Source organism: Maribacter sp. Asnod2-G09 (assembly GCF_045063795.1).
GTDB lineage: Bacteria > Bacteroidota > Bacteroidia > Flavobacteriales > Flavobacteriaceae > Maribacter.
Genome location: NZ_JBEFOA010000004.1, coordinates 123932 through 140058 on the forward strand (window position 1 = coordinate 123932; position 16127 = coordinate 140058).

Here is a 16127-nt window from a genome sequence, read left to right on the forward strand (position 1 = left end):
ATATCATCCCAGATTTGGAATGACAATGACTAGTTCAATATTTAGGTTTGATAATTTCATACTACAATAGTACTGAAAATATAGGTGACAAATAGCCCTTTAACAAAATCGGTTCAAAAAGTAATAAATTAAACCAATTTAAAGCTAATAGCGTCTCCGCCCTTCTTTTGTGCTAGAATACAAATTGCCTTATCTGTTAATTGAACAGCCCTTAAATATCCGCCAGTTGTTTGTCCGTCTTTCATAAGTACGATCAATTTACCAGCAGGTGTCAATTGCACAGTACCAGGTATAGTTGCAGAGGTAAGCATTGAGTTCGAATGTGGTGTTATCGTTTCTGATAACTGATATGCCATTCTGTTATTCTCATGGGCGACAGTAAATGTTTTAGAGAAAATTTCTTCTAGCTGCTTATCGCTCAATATATCAAATTCTGGTGCTTTATTTACCTCTAGTACAGTTTCGTCTAAAAATGACGCCACCTTAATTTCTGATATTTTAGGTTGAAAATCTTCTACCACAGAAAAAGGAATAACATCATTATCAGTTAATCTATTGACTTTGGTAATAGGTTTGTAAAATGATCTACTACCCAATATTTCTTTAGAAGTAAAACCGCCCTTTACTGCAAGGTAAGATCTAAACCCTTTCTCTAAACGACCAAAAGAAAGGATATCACCTTTTTCTATCATATAGACCTTATAATTCTGAATAGGTAAATTATTAAGTGTAGCAGACATTTTTGCTCCACCAAGTACCATATAGGTTTCTTTTTCGAAGATGAGCGTTGGTCCTGTCATGGTAATTTCCAATACGGCAGATGACTCTTTATTCTCTAATAAAGAATTCACCTTAAAGACCGTCATTTCATCCATTACTCCAGATACGGGCACTCCTTTATTTCTATAATGGAATCTACCTGCATCTTGCACTGTGGTGTAAAAACCTGCTTTTAATACTTTAAGCATTTATCTTAATTTTTTCAGGTTTATATATTCCCACTTCTGCTTCTATTCTGTGAAGGTCATGCTCTGCTTTAGATATTTTATAAAATTCAATTTTATCGCCAACACTAACAAAACATGGATTCTCTTTGGATGCGTCAAAAATAGGAACTGCACAATTTCCGATGATATTCCAACCTCCTGGTGATTCTTGTGGATAGATTCCTGCTTGTTTACCTGCAATACCAACAGCACCTTTTACCACTTTTGATCTTGGTGTTGCTTTTCTAGGCAATTCTAATTCTTTATTAATACCACCTAAATACATAAAGCCCGGTAAAAACCCAATACCGAATACTGTATAAGTCGCCCCAGTATGCAAGGCTATAATTTCTTCTTTTGTTTTATGAAAGTGATTGGCAACCTCTTCAAGGTCTAAACCAAATTCCAAATCATAACAAACCGGTAATCGCCATAAGTACCTATCTGGTTTTGGAGATTCTTTTAATTGTACATACCAGTTGTTGATATCGGCAGACAATTTTTGAAAATCGATCTGTTTTGTCCTATTAATAATTAAAAGTGAATTATAAGAAGGTACTAACTCCCACTCCTTATTCGTAAACACCTCTTTGTTTAAAAACCGTTCAAAATGTAATATTTTTTCTAATATGATTTCACTAACCTCATTTGGCCATTCAATTAAGACAGAATGTACTCCAAATGGTTTGATATGTATTTTAGGGGAATTCACGATTTTACGAGTAGATTATGATGAGGTAATTCATTTGAAAGATACGCCAAAATTTGCAATGCCGAAGGTGTATCGCCATGAATACAAAAGGTATTTGCTATTATAGGAATATTATCTCCATTAACTGTTTTAACCTCATTTTCGTTATACATTCTTAATAGATGAGCCAATACCTCTTTACCGTCGGTTATTAAGGCATTACTTTCTTTTCTAGAAACTAAACTTAAATCAGTATTATAATTTCTATCTGCAAAGGCTTCCACCAAGACTTTAAATCCGTTTTCTAATGCCAATCTTTGAATAACACTACAATACGGAACATATAATACTACGCTCTTTTTTTTTTCTTCTATACCTTTTAAAAACGTTTTCGCCAGATGTTCGTCTTTAGCGATATCATTATAAAGTGCACCATGCGGTTTAATATGGTGCAGTTCAACATCCACCTGATCACATAAAGAAGTAAATAATTGCAATTGTTGTTTTATACTTTGAATTAATGCATCGCTGGATATATCCATAGAAACACGACCAAAATTTTCTCTATCAGGATATGATGGATGCGCACCTACCTTTACATTATACTTCTTTGCCAACTCTAAACAGAATAGTATACTTTCTTTAGAACCAGCATGACCACCACAAGCAATATTGCAAGAACTGATGAGCGGAAACAAAGCTTCTTCATTACCAACACCTTCCCCTACATCACAATTAATATCTATAGTTCTTTTCGTCATCTATAAAAAACCTAATACAGTTAAAATACTTTTAGCACCCAATAAAATGGAAAGCAGAATAATCAGTCCTCCGAAAATATTCTGCAACATAGAATTTTTATACTTTCCCATCACTCCCGCTCTATTTACAACCCACAATAAAAAGACTGCAATTATAGGTAGCAACAAGCCATTGGTAATCTGAGCAAATTTTATAATCTCAATAGGTTTAATCCCGAAGGATAAAAAGAAGACTCCCAATATTAGAATCATTATCCATATCATTCTAAACTTAGCATCTTTAAAGCCTGCATTCCACCCAAAACAACTATTTGCTACGTAGGCAGCAGCCAAAGGTGCAGTAATAGCAGAGGTAATACCGGCAGCAAACATACCAATACCTAAAAAATACAAAGCTGCAGAACCATATAAAGGTTCTAAGGCTTTTGCCATATCCATAACATTATTTACTTCTGCAGCGTTGATGGCCGCAGCAGATATAATTATACTGACAGAAACGAGTCCGCCTAAAATAATTGAAACTAGCGTATCTCGCTTAGCCAATTTTAAATCATCTTTAGATTTCCACTTCTCACTTACCAAAGCTGCATGTAGAAAAAGATTATAAGGTACTACCGTAGTACCTACCAAAGCAATAATAGTAAGAATACCTTTTTCAGGGATAGTGGGCATGAACAATCCTTTTATAAGTAGCCACATATCTGGCTTTGTCAAAATTGCCGTCATTACAAAAGACAAACTCATAATAAGGACAAGAACGATAAAGACCTTCTCTAAAGACTTATAACTGCCCAGATACAATAGTATAAAAGCCAATCCGCCTAATATAAAAGGATATAGATTACTATACTCCATACCAAACAAAGCCTCCATACCTAGGGTGGCACCACCTATATTACCCGCTTCATAAGAGGCATTACCAATAATAATGGCAGAAAAAATAAGCGCTATGACGCTATTACGAATCCAAGGATTATGCAGCTCTTGTTTGATTACATCTGCCAACCCCTTCTGGGTTACGATACCTAAACGGGCAGACATTTCTTGCAGAAAATAGGTTGCTATAATGGATAACAACATGGCCCACAGCAAACTAAATCCAAAATTGACTCCTGCCAAGGTACATGCCGTAACCGTACCAGGACCAATAAACGCTGCGGCTACCAGTACACCCGGACCTAATTTCTTAAACATGTAGTAAAATTATCGTTCTTGTAAATATAATTGGTTAATCTGAATTTTCTCACCATACCCAGAATCAATTTCACCACAATTTTAACATTTCAAAATGCAGTTCATCTAAAAAAATGCAGTTCGTCTAAAACTTGGATGTCGTTCATCGAGATTACATACTAATCCAAAAATAACTGGGTTATAGCTATCCCCAAACCTTAAACTTAACCTATTAATGATTTGCTTAGAATGTAACAAAGAACTCGGTTATTTAGACCACAAAAATGCAATGGAGAGTGCTGGCGTAGAGCTTTGCATGAAGCACCATGAACGTATTAAGTTATTAATTAATAAACACAATACACCTTTAGAAGCTATTCAGCTTTATTATGCGCTGAAAGAAGCTGGTGTAAATCCCATGTTAGAATGGTGGGATGGTAAAAAATCTATCGATATCGCCATTTCTCGTGTAAAACTTAATATCGAAATTGACTCTGAATATGATAAGCTGACCGAACACGAGGCTATCAACAATTTAGAAGAAGCGATGCACTCCTTTAAAAATGGATTTACAACCATTAGAATTCCGCATATCGTAGTACGGTATTACCTAAATGAAACCGTAAACAATATCATCGGAATAATGCAGGGTCTAAAAGCCAACATTAAAGTTATTAACTAAAAAACCAGATATGGAAAATTCTAAAAAAGCATTTAGAAATCCGATAAGAGCAGCAATAGCTACCCTTTTAATCGGTGTGGTAATGCGAATACTTCACTGGCCGTTTTCTGAAGGAATTATTTTTATCTCCTTTGCAGCGATTCTTATTCTATACGGATTGCGCTTTTTGAAAAAGGAAGAAAAAAAGACCGTCGATTTAATTAAAATGGCATTGGTACTTTTCTGGACGACCAACGGACTATTAACAATTTTAGATTTTACCCATACGCTGTTTTTTCAAATCGGTACCGCATTTACCTTCATTGCATGGTTTGCGATGGAAGGTACTTCTTACTTCATGTCTAAAGAAGATGGTGTTAAGAATAGTACGACCGAAATCATATGGAATTTTGTCATGGTGATAGGTGTTATCACCCTGATCTGTGGTGGTCTCATGAAACTATTAAGTTGGGATTACGCAATACCAACCCTTACACTTGGGCTTACCATTGTTACCAGTTACATACTTAAAGATATTTTTACGGCACCAAATAACAACGAAGACGATATTAATAATGAAGAGTTATATTCTTAAACGAATAACTCTTTATGAAGTAAAATTTTACCCCAACCAACCCTCTCTGTCGAGTGAACGGTATTGAATGGCCTCTGAAATATGATTACCGTTCAATGCCTGCTCACCGGCTAAATCAGCAATAGTTCTTGCTACCTTCAAGATTCTGTCATACGCCCTAGCGGAAAGATTTAATCTTTCCATTGCATTTTTCAATAAGGCTTTAGACTTCTCATCTAGCCTACAATATTCGCGAATCTGTTTCGTATTCATTTGAGCATTATAGTGCACATTTTCCATCGCTTCAAATCTAACAGTCTGTAATTCTCTAGCAGCAGTAACTCGTTTTCGTATATCGACACTACTCTCCCCTTTTCTTTCTTCGGATAACTTTTCGAACGGAACCGGAGTAACCTCAATATGAATATCGATACGATCTAAAAGCGGACCAGATATTTTACTTAAATACCGTTGCATTTCTGCAGGTGATGAAGTTACGGGAGCATCTGGATCATTGAAATATCCACCCGGACTAGGATTCATACTAGCCACCAACATAAAACTACTTGGGTAGGTTACCGTAAAACGAGCTCGAGATATCGTAACCTCCCTATCTTCTAAAGGCTGACGCATTACCTCTAATACACCACGTTTAAATTCTGGCAGCTCATCTAAAAATAATACTCCGTTATGCGAAAGAGATATTTCACCGGGTTGCGGGTATGAGCCACCACCTACTAATGCGACGTCAGATATTGTATGATGGGGACTTCTAAATGGTCGCTGACTCATTAAACCCATATTCTTAATCTTACCAACTACACTATGTATTTTAGTGGTTTCTAAAGCTTCATGCAAAGTCATTGGTGGTAAAATAGAAGGTAATCGCTTCGCTAACATGGTCTTACCAGCACCTGGTGGACCAATTAATATGATATTATGTCCACCTGCTGCGGCTATTTCCATACAGCGTTTAATACTTTCTTGTCCTTTAACATCAGAAAAATCAAATTCCGGAAAATCTAAATTCTTATAAAACTCTTCTCTAGTATCTATAATAGTTTGCTCTAGGGGAGTACCTTGATCAAAGAAGTCTAATACTTGTTTAATATTATCAATGCCGTATACTTTCAAATCTCCAACAATAGCAGCTTCTTTTGCATTTGCCGTTGGTAAAATAAATCCTGTAAATCCTTCTTGCTGTGCTTTTATAGCAATAGGCAATGCTCCTGTTATGGGCTGCAAACTACCATCTAGAGACAATTCTCCCATGATGATATACTTCTCAATATCTTCAGATTTAATTTGACTAGAAGCGGCCAAAATTCCGATAGCCAAGGTAAGGTCATACGCAGAACCTTCTTTTCGAAGATCTGCAGGTGCCATATTTATAGTGATTTTTTTACCCGGAATTTTATAACCGTTGTTCTGTAATGCAGCAGCTATTCTATAATTACTTTCTTTAATAGCATTATCGGGCAACCCTACTAAATGATAACCAATTCCCTTGTCGATATTTACTTCTACAATTATTGTTGTGGCCTCAACACCAAATACTGCACTCCCATAAACTTTTGTAAGCATTTTTAATCCTTTGGCTTAAATGTAAGGATTTCTTTACTCATTTTAATTTCAGCCTCATTCATCATCATTTTACGAAACTCTCCATTAACGTACATTTCCGCTTGATCTCTGTAGTGTTTACTAAACGGGTTACCAGATTGTCCCGTAGGCAAAATACTAATGCTGTTCTCTACATCAGAGAAATCTACAAGTCTTCTAGTAGAAGGACCTACATTAGTTTTGTAAAAACCTGTTTTATCGTACGAAAATGCCAAGTTGTTTATTACCTCTCTTGTACCATTTACGGGAAATGGACCAACATTAAAAAAGGAACGTAAGGCTGCTATTTGACCAATAGGATGGGGATGTTCAATGCTATGTACTCTCTCCCATTGCCAATAATCCATATTATTACCAAAATCTTTTTCTAAAGAAAATACTGCCTCCATAAAAGACATATTTACTATATCAGCCATGGTTTCTTGAACATCGGCTGTATTTACATTATCTAACCAGACAGACTCCTCGTCCTTAGATAATGGTGCTATTAATCTTTTTGCAAAATGAGTACCTAAAAACTGATTAAACAACTCCGTTTCCAATTCATCTTCAAAAGTATTCTCTAGAAAGTAATACACCCATCTGTTATAAATAGTAGCCTCTATTGATGAAAGTTCATAGCCACCTTTCCACATTTTTAAGCTGTCGATAGCTTTTAATCCGTTTTCACTCAATAATGATACATCTAAATATTTAGATAAATTGGTTACAATTTCTGGGTCTACAGCAGAAATAACATCTGTAATCATTTCACTTGCAGTATTTAAATCCCAATCATTCTTGGGTTCTAATAACTGCACTATTCGTTTTCCCCTGTTTTCAGGTAGATAGTAACCTGGGTATAACATACCTGCAATAGAATCTGGTTGATTGTTGGCTGAGTATACATAATTACTAGGCGGATTTATTGCCTGTGGATTCTCATTAAAACCAATAAATTCTTTTTCTGCCGGAAGTCCTTTACCAACCTCAAATATCAACTTAGTATTAATTGAATCAGGAATTTTATAAAGCTGAGCTGTGGCAAACCATGCTACATTACCCTCGTCATCACCGTACATGATATTTAAACCTGGTGCATGAATTTTTGGTAAAGCAGTCTTAAACTCCGTAAGATTATTAGAATGGCTTAAACCAAATAAAGCATCTATTACTTTATTATCCATTTGAGTATATAACCATGACATGGCAATTGGTCTTTCGCCTTGCACCTGATCTGCAATTCCGTTCAAAATTGGTCCGTGATTCGATTTTTTATACGAAAACTCAACCTCAGATGAATCTTTTACCTTGAAAGTCTTTGTAATAATCTCATAATCTACATACCCATTTTCAGATAAGTATTGATTCTCATTTTCAGGATTGTTCTGTTCGTAATAGAAATCAACATCATCGTTCTCGAACATGGTAATACCGTAGGCTAATTTTCTATTATGTCCTAAAAGTGGAAATGGTATTCCTGCTATATGATACCCGTACTTTGAGTACGTTGGGGTTTCAACATGAGCTTCAAACCAAACAGATGGCTGAGAAAAACCAATGTGAGGATCATTAGCTAAAATCACCTTGCCATTCTTCGTTTTTTCAGGTGCAATTACCCAGCTATTACTTCCTTCAAATAACGGAATATCTAACGCCCCTAATGCTTTATTGACAGCAGCTGTTAAGTTATTCTGAATAGAGTCTGACTGCGATGGGTTATAATTCTTTATCCACTCTGTTTCAGTACTTGAGTCAACATGTAAATCATTCAAGTATTCAGTTCCTAATTTGGTGTTTATGGTAGTCAAAAGAGGATCTGTCTTGTGTGCCATTGCAAAACTAAAAGCCATATAGCCAATAGTATTATAGATATCTTCTAAAACAAATTCTTTCTTTTCTATACCGGTAAGATAAAACTCAACAGGTGTTGGTCCTTCATTTATAAATTGATTAATACCATCTAAGTATGCTTTTGACAATATAACTCCGGCATCACTTTCATTAGCATTAGAGGCTGATATTTTAGAAGCATCTGCTATACCAAGTGATAAAAAGAATTTGTCTGTTCCAATTAAATCGGTACCAAAAACTTCAGATAAACCACCACTAGCTATTCTTCGTAACAGCTCCATTTGCCACAGTCGATCCTGAGCATGAACATAGCCTAAGGTTCTAAAAGCATCTTTTTCATTTTCACCGTAAATGTGTGGAATACCGTATTCATCGTAGTACACGGTGACTTCTTTTTGAAGGTCTATTAATTCCTTTTCACCAGAATAATCTGGTTTTAAAGTATACGCAAATGCTCCGATAACAATGATCAGAAGGGTGACAATAACCAACAGGAGTGCTCCTATTTTTTTTAATGTTTTCATAGTTTAGTTTGGGGAAACGTTCCCAAGTTAAAACTATTTTTTACAATAAACTCTTCGTAGCTCTGCTTTTTATTGACAAGTAGTCAACACCTTACAAAATTGACCTATCAATTATTATTTTTTAAACCTTCTAACAACCAGTTTTTATAGGTTGGTACATCTGAATTTTGAATAGATGTATTTAGCACTTTTAAATCAGGAGAAAGTAATATATAAAATGGTTGAGAGATAGAGCTGAAGTTTACATCTTGAAAGGTTCCCCATTTTTGGGCAATGTTCGAAATTTCTTTTACGCGACCGCTATCATACTGAAAATTAAATTGTTCAGCTTCGGGCAGTTCTTCTCTATCATCGGTGTACAGTGAAATAAGCACGTAGTTATCCTTTATAATTGGAAATACCTCTGCATCACTCCAAACATTCTCTTCCATCTTTCTACAGTTGACACATGCCCAACCTGTAAAATCTAAAAGTATTGGTTTGTTGACCTCTTTGGCATACGCAAGACCTTCATCAAAATCTTTAAAGCAATCAATACCTAAAGGACAATCGGTTTCTTGTTCAAAAACACTATAAAACTCAGGTGGCGGAAAACCGCTTAACAGTTTCAAATTGGTGTTATTAGTAACTCCCAATATCATATAAATAGTAAAAGCCGCACTAATAAAGGCAGCAACTTTTCTACCTATAGACAACTTTTTTATCGGACCATCATGAGGAAACTTATATAATCCGAATAAATATAAGGTCATTGCTATTCCTAAAACAATCCAAATACCTAAGAATACTTCTCTTTTTAGAATACCCCAGTGACCCACTAAATCTGCATTCGACAAGAATTTAAGTGCTAAACCAATTTCTAAGAAGCCTAACACTACTTTAACCGTAGTCATCCATCCACCAGATTTAGGAAGTGAGTTTAACCATGCTGGGAATAAAGCAAACAATGCAAAAGGCAATGCCAATGCAACACCAAAACCTGTCATACCAGCTGTAAGATTCGTAGCAACTTCTCCCTCTGCCAAAGTAGTTCCTCCAAGCAATCCGCCTAAAATAGGACCTGTACATGAGAAAGAGACAATTGCCAGTGTAACAGCCATAAAAAAGATACCTAACACACCACCAACCTTAGACGATGCATCATCCATTTTATTTGCCCATGAGTTTGGTAAGGTCAATTCATAATATCCGAAAAACGAAAAAGCGAAGAATATGAATATCACGAAGAATAATAAATTCAACCATACATTAGTGGCGATAGAATTCAGAATTTGAGAATCTACTGAGTCGAATAAATGAAATGGTAAGCTCAATAAAAAGTAGATTAGAATAATAAAAAAACCATAAAGCAACGCATTTACAATTCCTTTCGATTTGTTCTGAGAATGTTTGGTAAAGAATGATACCGTTAACGGAATCATTGGAAACACACAAGGGGTCAACAAGGCTATTAATCCGCCAAGAAAACCTAAACCAAAAATCACCCAAATATTAGTAGTCTTGGCAATGTTATCTTGACCTTGAGTTAGTAGTTCTCTATTCTTTAAATCTAATCGTAACTCTTGACCTAATGCCAAACTTCTATCATCAACCGTCGCTACAACAGCTTCAGCTGCAGAACCATCTAAGGTAAAGATGAACTTCTTATCCATAGGAATACACACCTCTTCACATACTTGAAAAAACAAATCAACATCGATTTGATTTATTGATAGATCAACTATTTTAATACGCTGTGTAAAAATAGCATCATCTTTAAAGTAGGTTTCCTCAACCTCAAAAATCTCACTGTATTCTTTTATAGTTTCACTCTCTTTTGTACCATCAATAAGTTCATATATAGTACCGCTGCCATTATAAGTAAACTCGCTTGGCAAGGAGCCGAATTCAGATGTAAATTGAGAATACATGTGCCAACCATCTAAGATTTTGGCTTGCATTACCAGCTCATATTCCGATTCAGATATTTTATTAATCTGCTGTTCCCAAACTACGGGCTCATCTTCTGTTTGTGCAAAAACACCCAACGGTAAAACAACAATAAATAGTAATAATGCAAAAAATCTAATCATGTAAATTCTATTTTTATAATATCTTGAGCAGTATCTTCAACTCTAAAGCGATGGTCTGCGCGCATACCAATAACCCAAACAATTTGCCCTTCTGAGCATAATAACCAGGCTTTTTCTTTAGACAAGACATCTACTTTTTCGTCTTTAAAAAATTTTGACAATTTCTTTTTCCGGTTTAAACCTATCGGATAAAAATAGTCGCCAGTTTTCCATTTTCTTACCGTCAGCGGATACTTTAATGCACTCTTTTGTACAAAGATTACATTATCAGTATTATTATAACGTTCAGGTACCACCGAAAATTTCAAGTTTAACGGAAGGTTCAAAGGTACTTCTTCTTCCGTAATCAGATACTCTTGAGCATCCGATTTACTTTCCTTGCTCGAAGTTAAAATCAATACATCTCGATTCTTAACCAAAACATGTGAACTTGAAGCCAATTGCTTACCCGAGAGTCCGTCTAAAAGCGCTTCAAGATTATCCATTTCTTTAAATCCGTAAGCACTAAACAATCCATGTAGATAGGTAGAAACCGGATGTAACTCTTTTAATTTTGCAATTTCAATTTCAAACCTACCGCCTTTATCAACGAAAAGTTCTTCTTTTAATTTCTTAATATATGCTGAAGCAATAGTTTCGGTCTGTTGTAAATAGTTAAGTGTATTCTTGAAATTATCTGAAAAAATAGGATGCAATTCGTTCAACTTCGGTATAATCTCTAATCGTATTTTATTGCGTAAATATTTAGCGTCGGCATTACTCGCATCTTCACGCCACTCCATTTTTTCAACCTCTGCAAAAGATTCCAGTTCTTGCCTAGTAAAAGGCAACAAAGGTCTTCGAATATCATTTATGTTTGCAGGTATACCCGTTAAGCCATCAATACCAGTACCTCGCGATAAATTGATTATAAAAGTTTCTAGATTATCGTTTGCATGATGAGCAGTTAGTAGATAAGTACCCTCATTTTCTTTTAATAATTGCTCGAACCAAGCATAACGAAGTTCACGAGCAGCCATTTGCACAGAAACTTTATGCTGATTTACATAGCCAAGCGTATCGAAATGAGTAACAAAGACCTCTTTCTCTATCTTTTTGGCATAATCACGTACAAAAGCTTCATCGCCATCACTTGCTTTACCCCGCAATCTAAAATTACAATGTGCTATAGAAAATTTCAAATTTGCTTGATGGCAAAGCTCCACAAGCACAGAACTATCTAGACCACCACTACATGCAATGATAAAGTGAGTATCTAACAATTCTGGAAAAGAATCTTCAATATGTTTTTTGAATGCTTTTAACACGCAATAAAGGTAAGGAAGTCCCCTAGTTTAATAGGAAAGCCTAAGATTTATTTAACTTATAACTGATTTAAATATTTAAGAAATAGACTTTACAAAAGATGCTACTTTAGCTGCATGAATTTCAGCCAATTCGGAATTAGTAATTCCTTTTACTTCATCAAAGTTCTCGTTATAAAGAGGTAATGAGAATGATTCAACCACGGTACCTTGAAATCTAGCAATCATTTTTTCTGCCACCTCTAAAGCACCAATAGCACCACGGCCACCACCTGAAGTAGCCATCAATAAAATCTTTTTATCCGCAAGAAATTTAGAATCTATTCGAGATAACCAGTCCATCGTATTCTTAAAATATGCAGACGGATAACTATTATGCTCATTTACAGAGATAATTAATCCTTTAGAATTCGCAATTTCGTTATTGAATTCCACCAAAGAATTCGAGAATCCGTTTTCCTTTTCCGCATCTTGACTATACATCGGAAATGGATATTTAGAAAGATCTCTTAACCTTACTTCTTCCCCTTTTACTAAGGTAGCAGTATGTTTAACCAATTTATAATTAATGGAAACTGAAGAATTACTACCTGCAAATGCTAAAACATAACTCATAGACCTATTTTATTGTATGATTGCGAATTTAATTCAATTACAGTGAACCTTAGAATATTTTATCTAATTTTGCCGCTTTAAACATCCAAACATACTGTTTTATAAGTATATAGGATATAATTGTGATAATGAGCAACGCTAAGTCAAGATTGTTTTTTTTAGACGCCATTAGGGCGTGGGCTATCTTAATGATGTTACAAGGTCATTTTATTGATGGTTTACTTGATAATGCCTTCAGAGACAACTCTAATATGTTGTTCAGCACTTGGAAGTATTTTAGAGGAATTACCGCTCCCGTATTCTTTACCGTATCAGGATTCATTTTTACATTCTTATTAATTAGATCGAAGCAAACCGGTTGGGCAAACGCAAGAGTTAAAAAGGGTATTAAACGCGGATTTGAATTATTGGTCATCGCCTACTTATTACGAATGAACATTTTTGGTCTGTTCAAAGGTGAAATTTATGATTCGTTCTACCTCGTAGATGTACTGCACTGCATTGGTCTTTCATTATTGTTTATTATCGGATTTTACATTTTAACCTTTGCTAAGCAAAAATGGATTTTCCCAACAATTTTGGTATCTACTACCCTACTATTATTCATTTTTGAACCTATATATAAAGCATCTAGTTTTGAGTTTTTGCCACAAGTATTCGCAAATTACTTAACGAAAGCTAATGGATCTGTTTTTACCATTATACCTTGGTTAGGTTATGCAACTATTGGTAGTTTTATGTCCGTTTTATTTTCTAAGTACCAGGACAGCAAAAACTTATACAATTATATAGTACCAGCTTACATCGCTACAGGATTGATTCTTATATTCCTTTCTTCAGATTTTTTCCTATCGGTGTATGATGTTACAGGCATACAATTGTTTCAAGCTATAAATGACAATAACTACCTATTCATTCGTTTGGGTGATGTTCTAATCGTTTTCTCCATATTCATTTTACTAAGAAAATTCTTAATGAATGCAACATGGTTAAGAATAGGTCAAAGTACTTTATCTATCTATATTATTCATTTTATCATTTTATATGGCAGTTTTACCGGCGTAGGTCTGTACCGCTTTTTTCATCATTCATTAAATCCGTATTTGGTTGTACCTGGTGCGATTTTATTTATGATCTCGAGCACCTATTTAGCTTTAAAATATGAAGACCATAAAGCGGAATTAAAAGTAAACATACGTGCAATTTTATCTTCTACAAGAATCTACTTAGAGCAATTTGCAATAATCGCTTTTGAAGTTTTAAGAACAGCCACAGAAAAAGTATTACGTTTGCTAGGCTTAATTAAAAACTAAGTTCACGTTTTACTATAAAACAAAAAAAAGGCAGCCAATTGGCTGCCTTTTTCTATATCAAAAATTCTATTCTAATTAAACATGCAAAGCACGATCATCTGTAGCCGCTAATGCTGCTTCTTTAACCGCTTCTGCATATGTTGGGTGAGCATGGCTCATTCTAGAGATATCTTCTGCAGACGCTCTAAACTCCATCGCAGTTACCGCTTCGGCAATTAAATCGGCACAACGCGCGCCAACCATATGTACACCTAAAACTTCATCTGTCTTTTTATCTGCAAGAATCTTTACAAATCCGTCAGTATCCATACTTGCTCTTGCACGACCTAATGCACGCATTGGAAATTGACCAACCTTATATTCAACACCTGCTTCTTTTAATTCTTCTTCTGTTTTACCAACAGCAGCAACCTCTGGCCAAGTATAAACTACACCAGGTATTAAGTTATAATCGATATGTGGTTTTTGACCTGCTAATATCTCAGCAACCAAAGTACCTTCTTCTTCAGCCTTGTGAGCTAACATTGCTCCTTTGATTACATCACCGATAGCGTAAATATTATCTGCACTTGTTTTCAAATGCCCATCAACAATCACTTTACCTCTTTCATCAAGCTTTACACCTGCGGCATCAGCATTTAATCCGTCAGTATATGGTTTTCTACCTACAGCAACTAAACAGTAATCACCTTCAAAAACAACTTCCTCTCCTTTTTTGTTATCGGCCTTAACGATTACCTGATCACCTTTTCTTTCAACAGACTTTACTTTGTGCGATAAGGCAAATTTCACTTTTTGTTTCTTCATCACCTTAGTCAACTCTTTAGAAAGCGCAGCGTCCATTCCAGGAATAATACGATCCATAAACTCAACCACAGTAACTTCTGCACCAAGCCTCTTATATACCTGACCTAATTCAAGACCAATTACACCACCACCAATAACGATCATATGTTTTGGTACCTCTTTAAGCTCTAAAGCCTCTGTCGATGTTATGATACGTTCTTTATCTAATTTTATAAATGGTAAAGTAGAAGGTTTAGAACCTGTAGCGATAATTACATTTTTCGCTTCAATTTCCTCTGTTTTACCATCGTTCTTTTTAATGTTCACATGCCTGGCATCTTTAAAGCTACCAACACCTTCGTAAACGGTAATTTTATTCTTGTCCATCAAGAACTCAATACCCTTAGTAGTTTGATTAACAACGCCTTGTTTACGGGCAATCATTTTTTCCAAGTTTACTTTAATCTCACCAGGAATTTCAATACCGTGCTCATCAAAATGTTTAATGGCATCTTCATAATGATGAGAAGAATCTAACATCGCCTTAGAAGGAATACACCCAACATTTAAACATGTTCCGCCTAGGGTGGAATATTTTTCAATTATTGCTGTTTTCATTCCTAATTGAGCACAACGTATTGCTGCTACGTATCCTCCAGGTCCTGAGCCTATAATGGCTACATCATATTGATTCATAAAATTTTAGTTTTCTAATGTCCTACAAAATTAATACTATTTTTAGTTTTAAAGGGGTATAGCTGTAGAATGCTTTACCTCTTTTATGGTAAAAGAGCTTTGGGTACTACCAATATGATTCATGGTCGTCAATTTATTGACCATAAAATTTCGGTATGCATCCATATCTCGAACGTGTATTTTCAACAAATAATCATAATCTCCACTTAAATGATGGCACTCCACCACCTCTTGTAAACGCATAATTTGAGCTTCAAATTGTGCTATATTATCTTTTACATGTTGCACAAGTTTTACATGGCAAAACACCGTAAAATTCCTATCTACTATGGCTTTGTCGACCAATGCTACGTAATTTCTTATAGCACCTACTCTTTCTAATCTTTTTATACGTTCGTAAATCGCCGTTGTTGAAAGTCCTAATTTTAAAGCATATTCCTTAGTTGTCTTCTTACTATCTGCTTGCAATAAATCTAAAAGCTTATTATCAATTTGGTCTAGTTTCATAATGAATA

General features: G+C 35.1%; 14 protein-coding genes. 3 read left to right on the top strand and 11 right to left on the bottom strand.

Going from position 1 to position 16127, the window contains the following annotated elements; translation table 11 throughout:
- Positions 1 to 128: 128 nt before the first annotated feature.
- Genes ACJJVT_RS07705 through ACJJVT_RS07720 form a run of 4 tightly spaced genes read right to left on the bottom strand, consistent with a single transcriptional unit; the run spans position 129 to position 3632 of the window.
- Positions 129 to 968: a biotin-dependent carboxyltransferase family protein gene (locus ACJJVT_RS07705; protein ID WP_405397690.1), complete on the bottom strand. Its 840-nt coding sequence runs from the start codon at positions 966 to 968 to the stop codon at positions 129 to 131.
- Entirely contained in the window at positions 961 to 1698 is a 738-nt protein-coding gene (gene pxpB / locus ACJJVT_RS07710) for a 5-oxoprolinase subunit PxpB (protein WP_303599299.1), read from the bottom strand. The genes ACJJVT_RS07705 and pxpB overlap by 8 nt, the downstream gene beginning before the upstream one ends.
- On the bottom strand, positions 1695 to 2438 hold the full coding sequence (gene pxpA / locus ACJJVT_RS07715) for a 5-oxoprolinase subunit PxpA (RefSeq protein ID WP_405397693.1): 744 nt from the start codon (positions 2436 to 2438) through the stop codon (positions 1695 to 1697). Before pxpA ends, pxpB begins: the two co-directional genes overlap by 4 nt.
- The gene (locus ACJJVT_RS07720; protein ID WP_405397694.1) at positions 2439 to 3632 is read right to left on the bottom strand and encodes an Nramp family divalent metal transporter; all 1194 of its coding nucleotides are present in this window, start codon (positions 3630 to 3632) and stop codon (positions 2439 to 2441) included.
- Between the two features lie 214 nt (positions 3633 to 3846).
- Here ACJJVT_RS07720 and ACJJVT_RS07725 point away from each other — a divergent pair, with 214 nt between their 5' ends.
- Both ACJJVT_RS07725 and ACJJVT_RS07730 read left to right on the top strand, forming a co-directional pair.
- Positions 3847 to 4293, top strand: a complete 447-nt coding sequence (locus ACJJVT_RS07725) for a hypothetical protein (RefSeq protein ID WP_133687347.1) — start codon at positions 3847 to 3849, stop codon at positions 4291 to 4293.
- A 10-nt stretch (positions 4294 to 4303) separates the two neighbouring features.
- Entirely contained in the window at positions 4304 to 4867 is a 564-nt protein-coding gene (locus ACJJVT_RS07730) for a hypothetical protein (protein WP_405397696.1), read from the top strand.
- 27 nt (positions 4868 to 4894) lie between these two features.
- On the opposite strand, the gene ACJJVT_RS07735 is transcribed toward ACJJVT_RS07730, so the two are convergent.
- The 5 genes from ACJJVT_RS07735 to ACJJVT_RS07755 all read right to left on the bottom strand — a co-directional run bounded on the left by ACJJVT_RS07735 (position 4895) and on the right by ACJJVT_RS07755 (position 12817).
- Positions 4895 to 6430: a YifB family Mg chelatase-like AAA ATPase gene (locus tag ACJJVT_RS07735; protein WP_405397698.1), complete on the bottom strand. Its 1536-nt coding sequence runs from the start codon at positions 6428 to 6430 to the stop codon at positions 4895 to 4897.
- A gap of 2 nt (positions 6431 to 6432) precedes the next feature.
- Positions 6433 to 8826 (bottom strand): penicillin acylase family protein, encoded by a 2394-nt coding sequence (locus ACJJVT_RS07740; RefSeq protein WP_405397700.1) that lies wholly within the window; start codon positions 8824 to 8826, stop codon positions 6433 to 6435.
- A 107-nt stretch (positions 8827 to 8933) separates the two neighbouring features.
- Positions 8934 to 10898, bottom strand: coding sequence for a cytochrome c biogenesis protein CcdA (locus ACJJVT_RS07745; protein WP_405397703.1), 1965 nt, complete (start codon positions 10896 to 10898; stop codon positions 8934 to 8936).
- A complete protein-coding gene (gene tilS / locus ACJJVT_RS07750; RefSeq protein ID WP_405397705.1) occupies positions 10895 to 12205 on the bottom strand; it encodes a tRNA lysidine(34) synthetase TilS in 1311 nt (436 codons plus the stop codon). The genes ACJJVT_RS07745 and tilS overlap by 4 nt, the downstream gene beginning before the upstream one ends.
- A 75-nt stretch (positions 12206 to 12280) precedes the next feature.
- Positions 12281 to 12817 carry an NADPH-dependent FMN reductase gene (locus ACJJVT_RS07755; protein WP_405397707.1) on the bottom strand — a complete coding sequence of 179 codons (537 nt, stop codon included), beginning with the start codon at positions 12815 to 12817 and terminating at the stop codon, positions 12281 to 12283.
- Between the two features lie 128 nt (positions 12818 to 12945).
- On the opposite strand from ACJJVT_RS07755, the gene ACJJVT_RS07760 reads away from it, so the two are divergent.
- Positions 12946 to 14130 carry a heparan-alpha-glucosaminide N-acetyltransferase domain-containing protein gene (locus tag ACJJVT_RS07760; RefSeq protein ID WP_405397708.1) on the top strand — a complete coding sequence of 395 codons (1185 nt, stop codon included), beginning with the start codon at positions 12946 to 12948 and terminating at the stop codon, positions 14128 to 14130.
- Between the two features lie 75 nt (positions 14131 to 14205).
- Here the strand turns inward: ACJJVT_RS07760 and lpdA are convergent, their stop codons facing one another.
- Positions 14206 to 15612, bottom strand: coding sequence for a dihydrolipoyl dehydrogenase (lpdA, locus tag ACJJVT_RS07765; protein WP_405397709.1), 1407 nt, complete (start codon positions 15610 to 15612; stop codon positions 14206 to 14208).
- Positions 15613 to 15660: 48 nt separating this feature from the next.
- Positions 15661 to 16119, bottom strand: a complete 459-nt coding sequence (locus tag ACJJVT_RS07770) for an Lrp/AsnC family transcriptional regulator (RefSeq protein ID WP_405397710.1) — start codon at positions 16117 to 16119, stop codon at positions 15661 to 15663.
- Positions 16120 to 16127 lie beyond the last annotated feature (8 nt).